This window comes from Vibrio profundum (assembly GCF_050337555.1).
GTDB classification, from domain to species: Bacteria; Pseudomonadota; Gammaproteobacteria; order Enterobacterales; family Vibrionaceae; genus Vibrio; species Vibrio profundum.
In genome coordinates, this window is sequence record NZ_JAKJTA010000007.1 from 155879 (window position 1) to 170714 (window position 14836).

The window sequence follows — 14836 nt, forward strand, 5'->3', positions numbered from 1 at the left end:
ATTTTACAAAGATTAAACCGCCTGAATTAATGAACGGGTTTCGCGCTAACTTCGGCCTGCTTTTTCTTCGTCACTTCTTGCTTAATCCGATCAAGCTCAATGTATGCGTATTTGTGTTCAATATAGTCGTAGACATTGGACGCCAATACGATTTTATACAAGCTGTAAGCCGTTTTGAGATCGCCTGACAATTGGTAACGTTTAGCGATATAGAAATAGGTCTCGGTTAATCGCTCTGCCAATACTGCGTTATCTGGAGAAGTCGTCACAATCATCTTTAGGGCTTCTTCATTGCTGACTTTATCTAGCATCAACGCAACCAAAAACCATCCCCAACCTTGATGTTTAACATCATACGCTTGTGACAGTTCTTGCCGTGCCTTGACTGGATTCAACTGGTACTCCACGATATAGCGCCACAAGCTGATGAATGGATCGGCTTCACCGTCTTTGGTTAAACTCTGCAAATCTGCCAGCGCGAGTTCATAGCGGCCACCGTAATACAGGGCAATAGCGCGATTACGCAGGGCATAAAGGTTCTTGGGATTAAGCTCTAGTGCCGAATCAAAAGACTCATACGCATCATCGTATTGCTGTTCCTCAGTAAAATTAACGCCGAGCAAATTATAAACATCTGACTGTGCGGGATCGATGGCTAAAGATTGATCAAAATCGAGTCTGGCAAGCAGGCGCAAACCGACACTGTCATAGTAACTACCGCGTTCGAACAACATTTTAGCGCGTACACGATCGTCTAAATTTTTGCGTTGGATGAGTTGAGAAAGCTGAGCAATTTGGATCTCTTTTTTTGCACTAACTTGTAGAGGGATAGCCATTGGCGGAGAAAGCCACTGGCTTTTTTGAGTCGCGCAGCCACTCAGTGTGCTCAACATAGCCACACTTGCGATTACGGTTAGAATCCTTTTCACCGTCATACTCCTATACTCCAGCTAAAACACTGGGTTGACCCGCATAAAAAAGGGAGCGATTACGCTCCCATTTATAACATGCTTTAAGCATAGCGGGGAAAACCCAACTACGTCATGTGAACTAAAGACACTTACTCAGCGTCAGAAGCTACGTTACCGTCAACTTCAGCTGGCTTAACCGCTTCTTTCATGCTTAGACGAACACGTCCCTGGCGGTCAATTTCAAGTACTTTAACTTGAACTTCTTGACCTTCAGTTAGGTAATCAGACACTTTCTCAACGCGTTTTTCAGCGATTTGAGAGATGTGTACTAGACCATCTTTACCAGGAAGAATCGTAACAAACGCACCAAAGTCAGCTAGGCGAGCAACTTTACCCGTGTAGATAGTGCCTACTTCAACTTCAGCTGTGATTTCTTCGATACGACGGATTGCTTCTTGCGCAGCAGTACCTTCTGTTGCAGCAATCTTAATTGTGCCATCGTCTTCGATCTCGATAGTCGTGCCAGTCTCTTCAGTCAGCGCACGAATTACCGCACCACCTTTACCGATCACGTCTTTGATCTTCTCAGAACTGATCTTCATTGTGTGGATACGAGGAGCAAATTCAGAGATATCATCACGAGAACCAGAAAGCGCTTGATCCATTACAGATAAGATGTGCTTACGTGCGCCTTGAGCTTGGTTAAGCGCAATTTGCATGATCTCTTTAGTGATACCTTCGATCTTGATGTCCATTTGAAGAGCTGTGATACCTTCGTTAGTACCTGCTACTTTAAAGTCCATGTCACCTAGGTGATCTTCGTCGCCCAAGATGTCAGAAAGAACAACAAAGTCGTCGCCTTCTTTAACCAGACCCATTGCGATACCCGCAACAGAAGACTTGATTGGCACACCTGCATCCATAAGAGCAAGAGAAGTACCACATACAGAAGCCATTGAAGATGAACCGTTTGATTCAGTGATTTCTGATACTACGCGTACTGTGTATGGGAATTCATCTGCCGATGGCATTACTGCTGCAATACCACGTTTTGCTAGTTTACCGTGGCCGATTTCACGACGCTTAGGAGAACCAACAAAACCAGTTTCGCCCACACAGTATGGAGGGAAGTTGTAGTGAAGTAGGAAGTTATCTTTACGTTCACCCGTTAGCTCGTCAATGATTTGAGCATCACGCTGCGTACCAAGAGTCGCAGTTACAATCGCCTGAGTTTCACCACGAGTGAAAAGCGCGCTTCCGTGAGTACGTGGAAGAACACCAGTACGTACGTCTAGAGCACGAACCATGTCTTTTTCACGACCGTCGATACGAGGGTTGCCTGCAATGATACGGCTACGTACTACGTTTTTCTCAAGAGAACCTAGCATGCCGCGAATTTCGCGTTCGTTTAGCTCTTCGTCTTGTGCTAGTAGCGCTTCAACAACATCGCTCTTGATTGCGCCAACTTGCTCGTAACGAGCCATTTTTTCAGTGATTTGGTATGCATCTGAAAGGCGAGTTTCTGCTAGTTCAGCAACGCGAGCTTTAAGTTCAACGTTAACTTCTGGTGCTTGCCATTCCCATGCTGGAGTTGCAACTTCAGCCGCAAACTCGTTAATTGCATTAACAACAACTTGCTGTTGGTCGTGACCGAAGATAACTGCTGATAGCATTTCTTCTTCAGTTAGGTTGTCTGCTTCAGATTCAACCATTAGTACTGCGTTATCAGTACCAGCAACCACAAGATCAAGTTTTGATGCTTCTAGTTCTGTCTTGCTTGGGTTAAGAACAAGCTGACCATCAATGTGACCAACACGTGCAGCACCGATAGGACCATTGAATGGAATACCAGAGATAGCAAGAGCTGCAGAAGTACCGATCATTGTTACCATATCAGGTTGAACGTCAGGGTTTACTGACATTACCGTTGCAATAACTTGTACTTCATTTTTAAATGAATCAGGGAAAAGAGGACGAATTGGACGGTCGATTAGACGTGCCGTTAGTGTTTCGCCTTCTGAAGGACGGCCTTCACGCTTGAAGAAACCACCAGGGATTTTACCTGCAGCGTAAGTACGCTCTTGGTAGTTTACTGTTAGCGGGAAGAAATCTTGACCTTCAACGGCTTCTTTCTTACCAACGACTGAAACAAATACAGCCGTATCATCCATAGTGACCATCACAGCAGCGGTTGCTTGACGAGCGATAACACCAGTCTCTAGAGTAACCGTGTGGTTACCGTACTGGAATGTTTTTACAACTGGTTTTTCGAACATTGTATTTCCTTGCTCTAAGTAACACTTAGATTGAATTAATTACTGACTCAGAGCACTACAAATCGCGACTAGTGAAAGCACACTACTAATTAGACTGCTTTTAATAGTCGCGACCTTCCGGTCGTCTTCGGTGACTGCAATGCCAAGAGGTTAAATTTAGATCGTCGCACAGCGACAATTGCCGGACGTAGTATAAACTAGTTATCCGGTATTTGGGAAAATATAGGCAACAAAAAAGGGGCATATAGCCCCTTTTTTGTACAAACTAATCTTAGCGACGTAGGCCTAGACGTTTGATTAGATCTTGGTAACGAGAAAGGTTTTTACCTTTCAAGTAGTCAAGAAGCTTACGACGGCTAGAAACCATGCGTAGTAGACCACGACGGCTGTGGTGATCGCCTTTGTGCGCTTTGAAGTGACCTTGTAGGTGGTTGATAGAAGCTGTAAGTAGTGCTACTTGAACTTCTGGTGAACCAGTGTCGCCTTCAGATTGAGCGTATTCCGCTACGATTGCTGCTTTAGTTTCTGCATTCAGAGACATAAATCTCTCCTAAGTAAGAGTAATAAGTAAAAATGTAACAGCCAATCTCTGATTCAGCCGCTACGCGAAGCGCGGATTATAAAAAAAGCGTCTGCATTTCGCAATATCTATTTTACCTCCAATGCCGAGCGTGGCAGATGCAAAGTGTAACGTGATACACTTTAGGCACTTTTTCCTTTTAAATTTATTAAAGAGTCACTATGAAAATCGGCATTATTGGCGCAATGGAACAAGAAGTCGCCATTCTAAAACCACAGATCGAAAACTGCATAGAAGAAGTAAAAGCAGGTTGTACTTTCTACACTGGTACCATTAACGGCGTTGATGTTGTCTTGCTACAATCTGGAATAGGCAAAGTGGCTGCCGCTATCGGCACGAGTCTATTGCTTGCACAACACCAACCAGACTGTGTCATTAATACAGGTTCAGCGGGTGGATTTGATGCCAGCCTAAATCTAGGTGATGTGGTTATTTCAACAGAAGTTCGTCACCACGATGCTGACGTCACTGCTTTTGGTTATGAAATTGGCCAAATGGCCAGCCAACCGGCTGCGTTTGTCGCAGACAACAAATTAATGGACGTGGCAGAGCAAGCGCTAACTCTAATGAAAGACAAGCATGCGGTACGCGGCTTAATCTGTACAGGCGATACCTTTGTTTGCACTCCAGAGCGCCAGCAATTTATCCGCAAGCATTTCCCTAGCGTGATTGCCGTAGAAATGGAAGCCTCAGCGATCGCCCAAGCTTGTCACCAATTCAATGTACCATTTGTTGTGGTACGTGCTATTTCTGATGTTGCCGATAAAGAATCACCAATGAGCTTCGATGAGTTTTTACCACTAGCGGCACAAAGCTCGTCAGAAATGGTGCTCAAAATGCTGGACTTATTACGCGCATAAACGTCGTAAATAAAAAAACGGCGCGCATAAACAGTCATTGAGCCTCCTGCTCAGTGCATGCTTAAGTCGATAAATTAGGTAAGGTAGCGAAACATAATCATGGACGATTTTTTATCTCATTGGTATTCAAATGGCACTCTACTTGTATTGTGGGGTGCTCTGATTGCCAATTTTTTTCTGCCTCTTCCCCGTGCAGTTCACCCTATGCTGATTTGGCAAAAATTTGCCCTTATTCTGTCAGATAAGGTTAATACGAGTACACACTACTCGCAGCAACTTCTCTCTGGCACGCTAGCTTGGATGCTCATGTGCCTGCCCGCGGCCGCATTATTTATCGCCCTGCAACCGTTAGTCTGGCACCCACAGCTCTTTCAACTGGCTTTATTGATGCTGGCATTAGACTGGCGTAACAACGATAAACTGGCAAAAGCCTTAATTTCAGCGCTCGCACAAGATAGCAAACCGAAAGCACGACTCGCTCTTCAGCCCTTCGTTAACCGAGATACCAGCCCTTTATCTCAACTAGGGCTAGGCAAGGCTGGCGCAGAAACTCTGGTGATGGGTTATGGCCGCAACGTAATCGGTGTCCTTTTTTGGTATGCACTACTAGGTGGGATTGGGGCTTTTCTCTATCGTATGATGGTAGAGTTGGCACGCACTTGGTCACCGTCGCGCGATGAGTTTTCTCCCTTCGGCCTGCCCGCCATTAAAATATTAGCGGTGCTAGATTTTGTGCCGATGCGGCTGTTCGCCAGTTTAGTCAGTATTGGGCAACGCGCAGGCTATGCGCTGAGCTTAATTCGCCAGCAAGCCAGTAGCTGGCCTCTCCCCGGACCTTCTTGGCTGCTGATTGCAGTTGGCGGCAAGCTACAATTATCACTCGGCGGCCCAGCGATGTATCGCGGCAAAAAAAGAATAAGAAGTAAAATCGGCGGTCGCATCGCACCTTCCGCTATCCACTTAGCTCAAATAAAGCAGTTATTAGCATGGCGTATCATTATCTGGATAGTGCTCCAAAGCTGCTTACTGGGCGTGATTTATCAAGGTATCTAGAATTGAAAATATTGACGGCGCTACTGTCGCTTTTTTGTATCGCAACTACGTACGCCGCCTCACCAGCCAAACGAGTCATCACCCTCACCCCAAACGCGACAGAGCTGGCTTTCTCTGCTGGCCTAGGCCCGGAAATTGTCGGTGTCAGCGATTATAGTGATTACCCGAAACAGGCTAAAAATATCGAGCGTGTTGCCAACTACCAAAGCATCAATATTGAACGAATTCTCGCCCTAAAGCCCGACTTAGTTATCGCTTGGCGAGCCGCTAATCCCGATAAACAGCTCATTAAGCTTAAGCAACTTGGGGTACACATTTACTACCTACGCATTCAAACATTGCCCGATATCGCCACCACGATTCGCGACTTAAGCCAATACAGCGCAGATCCGAAAAAAGGTCAGCAAGCGGCGCAAGCTTTCTCCGAACAACTAACCAAGCTGTCCCAGCATTATCACACCAAACAACTTGTCCCATATCTCTATTTAATGGGCAGCAAACCCATGATGACAATGGCGAAATCAAGCTGGCCTAGCCCAGTATTTCAATTTTGCGGTGGAAAAAATACCTTTGCTGACAGCGAAGCGCCTTATCCTGAAATTAGCGTCGAGCAGGTGCTAATCGCGCAGCCACAAGCCATCTTTAGCACCGACTCTCCAAAGAATGTGTATGCGATGTGGAGAACTTGGCAGGCATTCGTTCCCGCGATAAACCAGCATCACGTAACACAGCTCAATGCCGACTGGCTAAACCGCCCCACGCTACGCACGTTAAAAGTGGTCCAAGACGTGTGTCAAAAGTTGGAGGCGATACGGCAAAATCATTAACACTTGCCGGATAAAGTTGCGTACAATTCCTGCCACTATTTTTACGAGCGAATGGGAAGACTAGCTTTGGACACCTCACTTCTGTACATGGTTGATTTATTTGGAACCGCTGTCTTTGCAGTTTCAGGCGTCCTCCTTGCCGGTAGGCTCAAAATGGACCCATTCGGTGCCGTGGTACTAGCGACCGTTACCGCCATTGGCGGCGGAACTATTCGTGATATATCTTTGGGTGCCACGCCAGTATTTTGGATCAAAGACACCACTTATATTTGGGATATTTTGCTGACGTGCTTTCTGACGATCTTACTGGTACGCCGACCAAAACGAGTCGCGTGGTGGCTGCTGCCCGTTTGTGATGCGATTGGCCTCGCGGCATTTGTGGGTATCGGCGTAGAAAAATCACTTATGTATCAACATTCAGGCCTTATTGCCATCATTATGGGGATGATTACAGGGTGTGGCGGTGGGATTATTCGCGATGTGCTCGCACGCGAAGTGCCGATGATTTTCCGTAGTGAAATTTATGCCACCGCCTGTATCGCCGGCGGCGGCGTTCACGTTGCCGTTTTGGCGCTGGGTTATGATAGCTCGAGTGCTTTCCTTGCGTGCGTCATGACGGTTCTGGCTATCCGATTGGCGGCCATTCGCTGGCACGTATCTTTGCCAGCTTTTTCTGGGCATAAATGATTTTTATCCCAGAAAAAGTGACAGCGGCAGCACCGTACGAAACAGATCCAATACTATAGCTATAAATAAAACAGCTATAATATAGAAAAGCTATAATGGACAAGCTATAGCTTCAGCAGGTAATCCCTAAGTAGATTAAAGTCTTTTTCCATTAGCTCAGAAAGCAGCGGCAATTTAGCATGGTGGGCCAGTGCGTCGGGTAAGTCGATCTCGGTTTGTAGCACGTCCTCAACCACTTCTTTGAATTTAGCAGGGTGAGCGGTACATAAAAACAGGCCGGTTTCACCTTCTGCTAGCTGCTGTTTCAACACTTGATACGCAATGGCACCATGAGGTTCACACAGATAGCCGAGTTGATACAGATGCCGTATTCCTTGTGCGCTTTGCTCATCACTGAGCGCTCCTTTGCCCAACTCGTCGAGCGACCATTGCTCAGTTTTAAACAGCTCTTCAACGCGCGGCCAGTTATTAGGCTGACTGACATCCATCGCATTCGACATGGTGGCAACCGTTGGCTTCGGCTGCCAATCACCGGTCTCTAGATAACGAGGGACAGTGTCATTTTCATTGGTCGCAGCAATAAAGCGCTTAATGGGCAGCCCCATCGCTTTAGCCAGCAACCCTGCGGTTAGATTACCAAAGTTGCCGCTTGGCACCGACACCACCACATCACTACGCTGTGATTTTTTCAGCTGAGCAAACGCTTCAAAGTAATAACAAATCTGCGCCATTAGGCGGCTGATATTAATAGAGTTGGCAGAGTTTAAGCCGATCTTTTGCTTGAGGCTTTCATCTTCAAACGCCTGCTTTACTAAGGACTGACAGTCGTCAAAATCACCTTTAATCGCGATGGTGCGGATATTTTTGCCTAAAGTACAAAACAGCTTTTCCTGAAGCGGGCTGATTTTTCCTTGAGGATACAAGATCACCACATCTATATTGTCCATACCATAAAAAGCGTGTGCTACGGCAGCTCCAGTGTCTCCCGAGGTTGCCGTCAGGATAGTGACTTTGCCCGAATCAGAAACCGCTGCGAGCGCTTGCGCCATAAAGCGACCACCGAAATCTTTAAACGCTAGAGTTGGACCATGAAACAACTCGAGTGCATAAACATTATCTTCCACTTGATTGATTGGCGCGGGGAAGCGAAATGCGGCGTCAACCATGGCCGTGACTTGCTCAGGGGGTAATTCATCACCAATCAAAGTAGACAAAATCTCACCACTGCGAGAAATAAAATCTTTCTCCAGCAAGGCATCTATGTTGTCAAAGGAAGGCAATTGGCTAGGAAAGAATAGACCTTGATTTCGACCTAACCCCTGGCGGACAGCTTGTGAGAATGAGACTTGCTGCTGGTGTTCCTTGATATTGTAAAGCTTCATAGCTGAGTTCCTATTGCTTGAGATCCTTCGGTATCGAGACGACAAATATGGACAAAGCCATCTTCATTTTGCAAGTAGTGCTGGGTTAACCAATCCGCGACGTCATTGGCGACTGGCAATGTATCGCAGATACTAAACAAAGTGGGGCCACTACCAGAAATTCCAGTCACCAATGCCCCTTGAGATGAGGCGAACGCACGTGCTTGAGCAAAGTTAGGTAACAGCTGCTCACGGTATGGTTCAGCCACTACATCTTTGATCATCGTAGAGGCAAGTTGAGGTTGATTGGTATGGCATGCGTGAATAAAACCAGCCAAGTGTCGGCCGTGTGCGACGATGTCCTGACGAGCGTATACCCTTGGTAATATATCTCTTGCTTCGGAGGTAGACACTGTGATTCCGGGGTATGCCATCACCCAGTACCATTCCGAAAAGCTAGGAACTGACTGGCTAATAATTCCTAGCTCTCCCAACATCAGCTGAACGCCTCCCTGATAGCACGGCGCCACATTATCGTAATGGATGCTTCCGGAAATTCTTCCTTCCATCTCACCCATGAGTGTCAGCAGCGCTTTTTCGCCAAGAGGCTGACCATGGAAGCGATTGAGCGCATCGAGCGCGGCAACAATCGAGCAAGCGCTCGAGCCTAGCCCAGAGCCAATCGGCATGTTCTTTTCCAATGTCATCGCGACATTTTTTATCGGGTGACCACCTTTTTCCAATTCAGTCACAAAGGTTTGCCAGCAGTGGTAAACAATATTTTGTTTAGGATCACTTGGCAGCCTCTGCGCAAACTCGCCTAGCGTGCTCAGAGAAAAAGGATCCGAGCCCAACTCGACTAACACTCGGTCGCCGAGTAGAGATCCATCAATCGGCGACACCGCTGCACCAAGCACATCAAATCCAACACTGATATTGCCGATGGACGCAGGCGCGTATACCGCTACACTGTTTGTTTCTTGCATCAGTTATACTCCCAACTTCCAACCCAGCGTACGCATGACATCAGCAAACACGCCAGCTGCGGTCACCTCTAAACCTGCGCCATAGCCTCGTAGAACCAATGGGATCGGCTGGTAGTAACGGCTATAAAACGCCAATGCGTTCTCACCATCTTTGATTTTAAACATAGGATCGTCGTCATCCACCGCACTCACAAAGACTCGGCAACGACCATCAGAGATTTCTCCAACGTAACGTAACACTTTGCCCTCAGCGCGAGCATGTTCTACTCGCAGTTTCACTTGCGAGTCAGCATCGGGCAAACGCTGCATAAACTGCGCGACAGAACCACTACAATCAAAGCCCGGGGGTAAGGCCGATTCTATTTGTACATCATCTAGTTCAATTTCCATCCCGGTTTCTCGTGCTAAGATCAGCAATTTACGTGCAACGTCTAATCCCGATAAATCATCTCTAGGATCAGGCTCAGTAAAGCCATTTTCTTTAGCCACTTGAGTTGCTTGACTGAACGTCATGCCTTCATCTAGCTTGCCAAAAATATACGATAATGACCCCGACAAAATACCGCTAAATTTCTCTAACTCGTCCCCCGCCGACAACAAGTTTTGCAGGTTCTCAATTACGGGAAGGCCTGCACCTACCGTTGTCTCATATAAGAATTTACGACGAGAGCGCTGCGCTGACTCACGGAGCAATTGGTAGTAAGCCATATCGACTGTGTTGGCTTTTTTATTTGGTGTGACCACATGAAAACCTGAAGACAAAAAGTCCGCGTATTGATTCGCAACCTGTTCGCTGGCGGTGCAATCCACCAGCACAGGGTTAATAATATGATTACGCTGTACCAATGCGGCCAAGCGGGAAACCGTGAACTCTTCACTGACCCCTTTGACTCGATCACGCCAATGATCCAGTGGCAAACCGTCGCCATCAAGCAAAACCCCTTTCGAGTTCGCAAGGCCACACACGCGAATGACAATACCTTTCTCCGCTAGCTTGGTTTGTTGGCGTTGGATCTGATCGACCAACTCTCCACCAACGCCACCAACACCGACTACAAAGATATCGAGGTAGTGTTTGGCGTTAAACAAATTCTCATGACAAACCTTGATAGCTTTAGTGACTTTATCTTCAGGAACAACGGCTGAGATAGCGCGTTCGGAAGAGCCTTGAGCAATGGCAACAATATTGACGTTAATTTCTGCTAACGAAGTAAAAAAGCGCGAAGCAACGCCACGCGACGTGCGCATCCCATCTCCGACCAAGGTAATAATGGATAAGTTGTCGATAAAGTCGATAGGTTCAAGTAAGGCGTGTTTGGATTCTAGTTCAAATTCATTGCGTAGCACCCGTTCAGCTTGCTGTTTGTCCTCACGGTCAATACAAAAACTAATGCTGTATTCCGATGACGACTGAGTAATCAACACAATAGAAATGTCTGCCGATGACATGGCACCAAACACTCGGCTCGCCATTCCGACCATCCCTTTCATGCCCGGGCCAGATACATTCACCATCGTCAGATTATTCAGTGTGGTGATACCCTTTACCGCTGCTCGATCTTCGCTGGATTCCGGACCAATTAACGTACCTTCAGCCTCTGGATTAAAACTGTTACGGATAAAGCAAGGAATATGGAATTGAGCAATCGGCGCGATTGTCTTGGGGTGCAATACCGATGCACCGAAATATGACAGCTCCATCGCTTCCTGATAGCTCAGAGATTTCAGCAACCGAGCATCCTCAACTAAGCGAGGGTCACAATTGTAAACGCCATCAACATCCGTCCATATTTCACAGCGTTCAGCCCTTAAACACGCAGCAAGGGTCGCGGCAGAATAGTCAGATCCATTGCGGCCCAAAGTCACCAACTCACCTTTCTTATTGCCTGCTGTAAAACCGGGTACCAAATGCACCACCCCAGCTTCCAAAGGCTGATGTTTGAAATTTTCACTGGACGCATCAATGTCCACCATGGCTTCTAAGTAATCCCCTTCAGCCACCAAATATTGCACCGGATCTAATACTTTGGCCGGCTGTCCTTTTATCGCCAATACTGCCTGCATTAAAGCAACCGAGATCCGCTCTCCTTTACTAATGACTCTGGCATGGACGCTATCAGGGCAGGTTTCCAACAAACCTATCCCATGAACGCATTGCCTCAACTGGGAGAGCGAGTCCTTTACTTGCTGAGAAAATCCTCGTCCATCAACTTCAGGGACAATAGCTTGAATATCATTGAATAGTGACTGAAACGCGCACTCCAGCTCGGCAAGCTGCAACTCAGAGTCTCCATTTCTCAGCGCACTGGAAATCACAGAAACCAATTGATTCGTGGTTTTCCCTGGCGCTGAAAGCACCACGGACACTTCATCTTGGCGAGCGTTGTCATGAATAATTTCCGCCGCCCTTAAAAACCTCTCCGCGTCCGCCAAAGACGAACCACCAAACTTCAATACTCGCATTCCCTTCTCCATTTTTCGTATAAAAAAAGGCCTGTATCCGTTGAGATACAGGCCTTTTTTTGAGTTCTTTCGCTCAGCAGCCTGCCCCAACATCCAAAGTGTCGGTAATAATGATGGTTGTGGTATTCATCACATTGAGGCTAAATTTCATTATGGTTGTGCTACTTCGTCACGTCTGCTTGCTGTCTTTATAACCTTTACCGCACTTTGCCCTGCTCCGTCAATGGAAAAGTAACAAATCCCGTAAAACTCTAATTAAAACGCACCAAAATAACCAAAAAACTCGTTCACCGAAAAGAAATCAACGGTAGATACAAAGTTCAGCTAGCTTGCTGACCCAGCACCTCGAACCCACTTGGGTATAACTAAATACTCTATAAACGATCGGCGCTCATGAAAATCTTGTGCTTTACTTAAAGTTGCAGAAAAAAATAACAATAAGCAATGATATGCGAAGGAGGAGGAGATGAAGACAATCGTATCTTGGTTGCCACTTTTTTTGTGTTTCTCCTTATCCGCCGCAGAGCTACCTCAACTGCGAACCGACCGAGTCACACACACACACAAATTGTTTGTTGAAAGCGAAAATCATACTCAAGATGCCGATTCGTTCAAAATCGATAGTGGTTACTCGTATACCTTATTCAACAAAATCGATTTATACGTCGGTGCCCGAATAGAAAACTCAACGAACGCTGAAGAGAGTCGAATGATCGATGGGTTACTCAGTGGGCTTAGTTATCAACTTAACGAGAAAATCTCGTTACAAAGCACTCTACGCTCACACAATAAAAACGACGATCCAGACAGCACCACCTCTATGTCAGCAGAGTTCTCCAGCCGAATGCAGCTTACCGATAACCTAGACATGCATGCTACTCTGGACTATCAACAACTGCGCCAAGGCGTTGAAGTTGGCATCGGCTTTCGTTTTTAGATTTGTCTAATTTAGAGCTAACGACTAGAGCAATTTTTCACTGGACAATAAAATACCGTTGTCATCCGCATACAGATAATCGCCTGGCGCTATCAGCTGGTTATTAATGGTTAGAGACACATCGACATCTCCCACGTCGCGTTTGTCTGTTTTCATTGGGCATGTTCCTAGCGCCTGAACGGCGATATTCATCGTCCCAATGACAGCCACATCTCGTATCGCCCCGTAGATAATCACCCCTTCCCAACCATTTTTCACTGCTAACGCCGCGACCTCATCTCCAAGCAAAGCACGTTGAGACGAGCCATGACCATCAACAAATAAGACTTTACCTTTACCCGGCTGAGAGAGCACCTGACGAACTTTGGAATTATCGTGATAACAACGTACAGTGGCTATCTTCCCCCAAAATGCTCGCTTCTTGCCGAAACTCGATAACGGCAAGCTTAACACTGTTACTTTTGAACCATGTTGATCACAAATATCCGGCGTTATATCGTTCATCTTTCCTCCAAGAAAGTTTACATGCCATCCTGCCTACGCTTAGACACCTGTCAGGCTTAGATCCCTGCCAGACTTAGATCCCTGTCAAAATTAGCCATCTGGTCAAACTTAGACATAGGTATCAGGCGTTCCTAAACATATTTAACTGCTTTTTAACTAGTCTCGGCCTGTTGGCGCATTAATGCGTCTAAGCTAAAGCATAGCTTGTGTTTTCATACTACTGATTGTCATGGTCACAATTGTGCGCCCACAAGCCAATACGCAATCTCACCCATAGTATATCTATTGAGATGATTGATGAGATCTGTATCGATTGATATACATCAATAAAATATCGACAATGACCAGCATAACGTTGTTAGGTCACTGTTAAAAATATAGAATCTCCTTCAATAGTGAAGTCAGTCACAACACTCAGGGTTACGTCTCTACTCCAATTGTTACTACACTAGGAACATCAGACGCTCAAAGTTCGTGTTTTTTGTCAAACTTTAGTTTAAAATCGGCATCAAATTACCCGTATGTAATGTTTTTGCCTAAGATTTATTCTGTTAGAACAATCTTTTTTACAAGTTTAGGTACCGCCAATGCAAAGCCCGCAGATCCTTATCGTCGAAGATGAGCAAGTAACTCGTAACACTCTTAAGAGTATTTTTGAAGCAGAGGGATACGCTGTTTTTGAAGCCAGTGACGGTGAAGAAATGCACCATGTGCTGTCGAATAACCCAATTAATTTGGTGATTATGGACATCAACTTGCCAGGGAAGAATGGCTTGTTGCTAGCACGTGAGCTGCGTGATCAGGCAAACGTTGCCCTAATGTTCCTAACTGGGCGCGACAATGAAGTAGACAAAATCCTAGGATTAGAGATTGGCGCAGACGATTACATCACTAAACCGTTTAACCCACGTGAACTGACCATCCGTGCGCGTAACTTGCTGAGCCGCTCAATGAACGTTGTAGCGCCGCAAGAAGAAAAGCTCTCGGTCGAAAAATATCAGTTCAACGGTTGGGTGCTTGATATCAACAGTCGTTCTCTAGTAAGCCCAAGTGGCGAAGGCTATAAACTGCCTCGCTCTGAGTTCCGTGCTTTACTGCACTTCTGCGAAAACCCAGGCAAGATCCAAACCCGCGCGGATCTACTAAAGCAAATGACCGGACGAGAGCTCAAGCCGCACGACAGAACTGTCGATGTGACCATTCGCCGCATCCGTAAACACTTTGAGTCTGTCGCTGGCACTCCAGAGATCATCGCGACCATTCACGGTGAAGGCTACCGCTTCTGCGGTGAGCTAGAAGGCTAATCTCTGCCATATCGCACAGTTTACTCATACGCATAAAAAAGGGACGATTTCTATCGTCCCTTTTTACGTCTATAGCCCAGAGCATTG

Annotated in this window: 13 protein-coding genes and 1 other annotated feature; of the genes, 6 read left to right on the forward strand and 7 right to left on the reverse strand. The window is 46.3% G+C overall.

Features of this window, described 5'->3' with window-relative positions:
* Positions 1 to 26: 26 nt before the first annotated feature.
* The 3 genes from nlpI to rpsO all read right to left on the reverse strand — a co-directional run bounded on the left by nlpI (position 27) and on the right by rpsO (position 3728).
* On the reverse strand, positions 27 to 929 hold the full coding sequence (gene nlpI / locus L4C34_RS08270; RefSeq protein ID WP_428788866.1) for a lipoprotein NlpI: 903 nt from the start codon (positions 927 to 929) through the stop codon (positions 27 to 29).
* A 131-nt stretch (positions 930 to 1060) separates the two neighbouring features.
* On the reverse strand, positions 1061 to 3187 hold the full coding sequence (gene pnp / locus L4C34_RS08275) for a polyribonucleotide nucleotidyltransferase (RefSeq protein ID WP_428788867.1): 2127 nt from the start codon (positions 3185 to 3187) through the stop codon (positions 1061 to 1063).
* A gap of 271 nt (positions 3188 to 3458) precedes the next feature.
* Positions 3459 to 3728 carry a 30S ribosomal protein S15 gene (gene rpsO / locus L4C34_RS08280; RefSeq protein ID WP_428788868.1) on the reverse strand — a complete coding sequence of 90 codons (270 nt, stop codon included), beginning with the start codon at positions 3726 to 3728 and terminating at the stop codon, positions 3459 to 3461.
* A gap of 200 nt (positions 3729 to 3928) precedes the next feature.
* Here rpsO and mtnN point away from each other — a divergent pair, with 200 nt between their 5' ends.
* From mtnN to L4C34_RS08300, 4 genes are all read left to right on the forward strand, one after another.
* A complete protein-coding gene (gene mtnN, locus L4C34_RS08285) occupies positions 3929 to 4627 on the forward strand; it encodes a 5'-methylthioadenosine/S-adenosylhomocysteine nucleosidase (RefSeq protein ID WP_428788869.1) in 699 nt (232 codons plus the stop codon).
* 99 nt (positions 4628 to 4726) lie between these two features.
* Positions 4727 to 5680, forward strand: a complete 954-nt coding sequence (locus tag L4C34_RS08290) for a cobalamin biosynthesis family protein (protein ID WP_428788870.1) — start codon at positions 4727 to 4729, stop codon at positions 5678 to 5680.
* A 2-nt stretch (positions 5681 to 5682) separates the two neighbouring features.
* Positions 5683 to 6507, forward strand: coding sequence for a vitamin B12 ABC transporter substrate-binding protein BtuF (btuF, locus tag L4C34_RS08295; protein ID WP_428788871.1), 825 nt, complete (start codon positions 5683 to 5685; stop codon positions 6505 to 6507).
* A 66-nt stretch (positions 6508 to 6573) separates the two neighbouring features.
* Positions 6574 to 7194 (forward strand): trimeric intracellular cation channel family protein, encoded by a 621-nt coding sequence (locus L4C34_RS08300; protein WP_428788872.1) that lies wholly within the window; start codon positions 6574 to 6576, stop codon positions 7192 to 7194.
* Between the two features lie 104 nt (positions 7195 to 7298).
* Here L4C34_RS08300 and thrC read toward each other — a convergent pair whose 3' ends face one another.
* Genes thrC through thrA form a run of 3 tightly spaced genes read right to left on the reverse strand, consistent with a single transcriptional unit; the run spans position 7299 to position 12004 of the window.
* Positions 7299 to 8576 carry a threonine synthase gene (thrC, locus tag L4C34_RS08305; RefSeq protein ID WP_428788873.1) on the reverse strand — a complete coding sequence of 426 codons (1278 nt, stop codon included), beginning with the start codon at positions 8574 to 8576 and terminating at the stop codon, positions 7299 to 7301.
* Positions 8573 to 9541, reverse strand: a complete 969-nt coding sequence (thrB, locus tag L4C34_RS08310; protein WP_428788874.1) for a homoserine kinase — start codon at positions 9539 to 9541, stop codon at positions 8573 to 8575. The genes thrC and thrB overlap by 4 nt, the downstream gene beginning before the upstream one ends.
* 3 nt (positions 9542 to 9544) lie before the next feature.
* Positions 9545 to 12004, reverse strand: coding sequence for a bifunctional aspartate kinase/homoserine dehydrogenase I (thrA, locus tag L4C34_RS08315; protein WP_428788875.1), 2460 nt, complete (start codon positions 12002 to 12004; stop codon positions 9545 to 9547).
* 20 nt (positions 12005 to 12024) lie between these two features.
* Positions 12025 to 12142: a sequence feature (Thr leader region), on the reverse strand.
* Between the two features lie 328 nt (positions 12143 to 12470).
* On the opposite strand from thrA, the gene L4C34_RS08320 reads away from it, so the two are divergent.
* A complete protein-coding gene (locus L4C34_RS08320) occupies positions 12471 to 12941 on the forward strand; it encodes a hypothetical protein (RefSeq protein WP_428788876.1) in 471 nt (156 codons plus the stop codon).
* Between the two features lie 24 nt (positions 12942 to 12965).
* Here the strand turns inward: L4C34_RS08320 and L4C34_RS08325 are convergent, their stop codons facing one another.
* Positions 12966 to 13445: a putative 4-hydroxy-4-methyl-2-oxoglutarate aldolase gene (locus tag L4C34_RS08325; protein ID WP_428788877.1), complete on the reverse strand. Its 480-nt coding sequence runs from the start codon at positions 13443 to 13445 to the stop codon at positions 12966 to 12968.
* Positions 13446 to 14032: 587 nt separating this feature from the next.
* Between L4C34_RS08325 and arcA the strand changes: the two genes are divergently transcribed.
* Positions 14033 to 14749 (forward strand): two-component system response regulator ArcA, encoded by a 717-nt coding sequence (arcA, locus tag L4C34_RS08330; protein ID WP_428788878.1) that lies wholly within the window; start codon positions 14033 to 14035, stop codon positions 14747 to 14749.
* Positions 14750 to 14836: the final 87 nt, after the last annotated feature.

Bases quoted from the DNA above. Each gene is read 5' to 3' on its own strand.
- thrB (WP_428788874.1), bottom strand. From the start codon at position 9,541: ATGCAAGAAACAAACAGTGTAGCGGTATACGCGCCTGCGTCCATCGGC.
- arcA (WP_428788878.1), top strand. From the start codon at position 14,033: ATGCAAAGCCCGCAGATCCTTATCGTCGAAGATGAGCAAGTAACTCGT.
- rpsO (WP_428788868.1), bottom strand. From the start codon at position 3,728: ATGTCTCTGAATGCAGAAACTAAAGCAGCAATCGTAGCGGAATACGCT.
- thrA (WP_428788875.1), bottom strand. From the start codon at position 12,004: ATGCGAGTATTGAAGTTTGGTGGTTCGTCTTTGGCGGACGCGGAGAGG.
- L4C34_RS08290 (WP_428788870.1), top strand. From the start codon at position 4,727: ATGGACGATTTTTTATCTCATTGGTATTCAAATGGCACTCTACTTGTA.
- L4C34_RS08320 (WP_428788876.1), top strand. From the start codon at position 12,471: ATGAAGACAATCGTATCTTGGTTGCCACTTTTTTTGTGTTTCTCCTTA.
- thrC (WP_428788873.1), bottom strand. From the start codon at position 8,576: ATGAAGCTTTACAATATCAAGGAACACCAGCAGCAAGTCTCATTCTCA.
- pnp (WP_428788867.1), bottom strand. From the start codon at position 3,187: ATGTTCGAAAAACCAGTTGTAAAAACATTCCAGTACGGTAACCACACG.
- L4C34_RS08325 (WP_428788877.1), bottom strand. From the start codon at position 13,445: ATGAACGATATAACGCCGGATATTTGTGATCAACATGGTTCAAAAGTA.
- mtnN (WP_428788869.1), top strand. From the start codon at position 3,929: ATGAAAATCGGCATTATTGGCGCAATGGAACAAGAAGTCGCCATTCTA.